The sequence below is a fragment of the Gordonia sp. (in: high G+C Gram-positive bacteria) genome (assembly GCF_052106715.1).
Taxonomy (GTDB): Bacteria; Actinomycetota; Actinomycetes; order Mycobacteriales; family Mycobacteriaceae; genus Gordonia.
In genome coordinates this window covers 1-3541 of the sequence record NZ_JBQEDL010000075.1, presented here as the reverse complement: position 1 = coordinate 3541, position 3541 = coordinate 1, and the positions used below count along the sequence as shown (strand labels likewise).

Annotated in this window: 5 protein-coding genes; 2 read left to right on the top strand and 3 right to left on the bottom strand. The window is 65.2% G+C overall.

Translation table 11 applies throughout. The features are described from left to right. Positions 1 to 260 precede the first annotated feature (260 nt). Together ACTIMF_RS19030 and ACTIMF_RS19025 are read right to left on the bottom strand one after the other, a co-directional pair. A complete protein-coding gene (locus ACTIMF_RS19030) occupies positions 261 to 1235 on the bottom strand; it encodes a sigma-70 family RNA polymerase sigma factor (RefSeq protein ID WP_442351848.1) in 975 nt (324 codons plus the stop codon). Between the two features lie 26 nt (positions 1236 to 1261). Beyond that, positions 1262 to 1696, bottom strand: coding sequence for a VOC family protein (locus tag ACTIMF_RS19025; protein ID WP_442351847.1), 435 nt, complete (start codon positions 1694 to 1696; stop codon positions 1262 to 1264). A 119-nt stretch (positions 1697 to 1815) separates the two neighbouring features. On the opposite strand from ACTIMF_RS19025, the gene ACTIMF_RS19020 reads away from it, so the two are divergent. Beyond that, positions 1816 to 2133, top strand: coding sequence for an XRE family transcriptional regulator (locus ACTIMF_RS19020; protein ID WP_442351846.1), 318 nt, complete (start codon positions 1816 to 1818; stop codon positions 2131 to 2133). A 10-nt stretch (positions 2134 to 2143) separates the two neighbouring features. On the opposite strand, the gene ACTIMF_RS19015 is transcribed toward ACTIMF_RS19020, so the two are convergent. Next, a complete protein-coding gene (locus ACTIMF_RS19015; RefSeq protein ID WP_442351845.1) occupies positions 2144 to 2683 on the bottom strand; it encodes an MOSC domain-containing protein in 540 nt (179 codons plus the stop codon). A 70-nt stretch (positions 2684 to 2753) separates the two neighbouring features. Here ACTIMF_RS19015 and ACTIMF_RS19010 point away from each other — a divergent pair. Then, positions 2754 to 3541: methyltransferase (locus tag ACTIMF_RS19010; RefSeq protein WP_442351844.1), on the top strand; the 788-nt coding region annotated here is incomplete at its 3' end.

Below are 3541 nucleotides of genomic sequence, written 5' to 3'. Positions count from 1 at the left end.
GAACACACACCCACCAGCACCAACCCACACACAGCAGACCGAACACCAGCAAGCAAAAATTATTAGCCAACCAAATTCAGGCCGACCTTCCCAACCTACCAGATGCTCTTCCCGTCGGCTACACGCGCTTGTACTCCGTTTCCGGAGGCGAAGCACGCATCGTCGAGGTCGTCTGCCCTGGTCGGGCGGAAGCGTCTGCGCGGTGTCGCGCTGACTTCGAATAAGTTACACACGTCTGACCGGGTTGCCAAATCGGGGGGTCAGTCGGCGACGGACGCCGCTGCGTCCAAGACCGCGGGCAGCTGTGCCAACTGGAATAACTCCGCGCCGAAGAAGGCCGCGACGTGGGTGACCTCGTCGTCGACGATGCTGACGACGTCGATTTGGAAGGGTTTCCAGACCTCCCCGTCCCGCATGTACATCCCCGCCGCGGGCAGGCCGTTGCACACGGTCGGAATCATCCGAAGATCGCCGGGCTGGTTCGCGGGGCATTGATGTGTCGTGAGTTCCCCGATCGCGGCAGCGCCCCGATACCAGCCGGGGAACGGCGGCATCTCCCAGACAGCGTCTCCGGCGAGGACGCCGACCAGTCCGTCGACGTCGTGGTCCTCGAATGCTCGACAGAACTCGGCGAACACCGCCTGTTCGCGGTCGGTGAGTTGATCGGCTCGCCGCCCGTCACGTCGCGTCCCGTCGCCCATGGTTCTGCGCGCGCGTGCGAGCGCGCTGTTGACCCCCGCGACGCTCATGTCGAGTAGGTCGGCCGTCTCCGATGCGGAGAATGCCAGCACGTCACGCAGGATCAGCACCGCACGTTGCCTCGGGGGCATGTCCTGCATCGCTGCGATCATCGCCAAGCCGACGTTCTCTCGGGCGACGACGGCGTCCGACGGGTCGGCCACGGCGACGTCCGGCAGGGGCTGCAGCCAGAGACGTTCCTCGTCGGCGACGACCGGAACGCGTGGGTCGGAGGCGTCGGTGCCGAGGCCGGTCGGAAGAGGACGCCTCGATCGACCTTCTAATGCGGTGAGGCACGTGTTGGTGGCGATCCGGTACATCCACGTGCGGACCGACGAACGCCCTTCGAAGCTGTGGAACGCCTTCCACGCACGCAGGTATACCTCTTGCAGCACGTCTTCGGCATCGGTCGTCGAGCCGAGCATCCGGTAGCAGTGCACGAGGAGTTCCGCGCGGTACACCGCGGTAGCCGTTTCGAAGGACCGTTCGTCAGTCATCGTGTGTCTCTTCGGTCGGATGCGGGTCAGGACTCTTGGGCCACGTAGTTCTCTGGACCGACCTCGGCGGCGGCCGGATCCATCCACATGATCTCCCATGCATGCCCGTCCAGGTCGAAGAACGACCGGCCGTACATGAATCCGTGCTCCTCGGTGTCGCCGACCGTCGCGCCCGCTGCCATGGCCTTGTCGACGAGCCGGTCGACGTCCTCGCGGCTCTCTGCACTGAGACAGACGATGCTGCCGCTCGACGTTAGCGGGTCGACGACCACCTTCTGCGGGACGAAGGTCTGATAGGTGTCGCGTTGCAACAGCATTGCGACGATCGCGTCACCCAGGACGAGCGCGAGGGCGTTGCCGTCGCAGAAGTTGTCGTTGAACGAGTAGCCCATCGACTCGAAGAAGTCGCGCGACCGGTCGAGATCGACGACGGGCAAGTTCACGAAGATCATCTTGTGCATGAGGATTCCTCCGGTTCCGCGGCATCTCTGCTGGATGCCGTCAGATGTATAGACCCGACCAGATCCGCAAACTGATCGGTCTGCACGGAAGTCGGTTTCGCCCGATGCATGATGGAGGCATGCCAGCTATCGAATTCCATATGGACAGCTCACTCGCACGCGCCGCTCGCCACCTCTGCCAGGTGTCGGTTCGCACTATCGCCCGCAGCGCTGACCTCGATGCCGATGCGCTACGCGAGTACGAAAAGGGCGCGGATGTCTTCGATGAGACGCAGATCCAACGGTTGACTGATGCGCTCGCTACCTACGGTGCGAGATTCGTTCCCGAGGACGAGTTCGGCGGCGTCGGAGTGCGCCGCAAGTTCACGCGCACCGGCGTGCGGATGATCGAGGCCTGGGAGGGCGAAGGCGGACCTGTCGCAGACGATGACGTCTGACGGCAGGAAGTCAGATCGCTAGGGATCTGATCGTCGGTGCGTCGTCGGGTACCTCGAGCACGCTGATCTCGTCGCCGACGCCGATCGACCCGCGCTTGACTATGCGCAGGTACGGTCCAGGACGACGCTCCTGCGCGAAGCGCTTCACCCAGCCGTCGCTGTCGTCGCCCATCCAGCGGGAGAACGTCTGACAAGGAATGCGAGGCGACGTGACTTCGACGATCACGTCCGAACCGATGCGCCACCGCTCCCCGACCTTGGCGCCGTTGACGTCAAGACCCTCGGTCCGAAGGTTCTCTCCGAAGAAGCCGTACGGGATGTCGCGGCCGAGCTCGGCCTCCCAGAAATCGATGTCCTCCTGCGCGTAGACGTAGACCGCCTTGTCGAGTCCGCCGTGATGCTTACGATCGGCCTGGACGTCGGCGTACAAGCCGTAGTCGCTCACCTTCACGCGCCCGTCGACCGGCCCTTTATCTATCGCCGTAACTCCTGACCGGCCCGAATCCGGGCGAAGGGTTCGAACGACACAGACGGCGAGTACAGAGGCCATGACGTCATGGTACGGGCGGCCTCGATCACCGCCACCGGGGCATGAGGCGTGCTCTCGGTAGTCTGCGGTGGTGGATCTGCAGGAGTTGAGGCGCTTCCCGGATGTCGACGGGCCGAGCCTGTCGGCGTCGGACGCCGCCGACCGGCTGATCCTCGACGAGGCCGGACCGTGGCTCGCCGAGGCACCCGCCGGAACGGTATCGGTGATCGACGACGCGTATGGCGCATTGACTCTCGGCGCGGAGGCTGTCGACGTCCGCGTCCACCAGGACCTGGTGACGGGCAGCCGAGCGCTCGATTCGAACGCCGATCGGCTCGGCGGACCGCGATACCGCGCGCACGATCTCACGCCGGACCTCGTCGACGGTGCTCGCGTGGTTATGATGCGGCTCCCGCGAGCCCTCGACCGGCTAGCCGAGGTGTCCGCGTTAGTCGCCGCGTACGCGGCTCCCGACGTGGTGGTCGTCGCCGGCGGACGGATCAAGCACATGTCCACACAGATGAACGACGTGCTGCTCGAATCCTTCGAGCGGGTGGACATCAGTCACGCGCGACAGAAGTCCCGGGTCCTCCTCGCGCGCGGCCCACGACGAGAGGTGGTCGCCGACCGACTCGCCGCATGGCCGCGGGTTCAGACTCACGAAGGGTTGACCGTAGCAGCGCACGGCGGCGTGTTCGCCGGCACCCGGATCGACATCGGCACGCGATTCCTGCTCGACGTCCTCGACGAGGCAGTGCCGGACGCTTCGACAGCCGTCGACCTCGCCTGCGGCTCAGGGGTCGTGGCATCAGCGTTCGCGCTCGCCCGTCCCGGCGTTACAGTGACGGCTTCGGTCCGCTCGGCGGACGCTGTACGTTC

Coding starts and splice junctions, on each gene's coding strand:
- ACTIMF_RS19030 (WP_442351848.1), bottom strand. CDS start 1,235: ATGACTGACGAACGGTCCTTCGAAACGGCTACCGCGGTGTACCGCGCG.
- ACTIMF_RS19025 (WP_442351847.1), bottom strand. CDS start 1,696: ATGCACAAGATGATCTTCGTGAACTTGCCCGTCGTCGATCTCGACCGG.
- ACTIMF_RS19020 (WP_442351846.1), top strand. CDS start 1,816: ATGCCAGCTATCGAATTCCATATGGACAGCTCACTCGCACGCGCCGCT.
- ACTIMF_RS19015 (WP_442351845.1), bottom strand. CDS start 2,683: ATGGCCTCTGTACTCGCCGTCTGTGTCGTTCGAACCCTTCGCCCGGAT.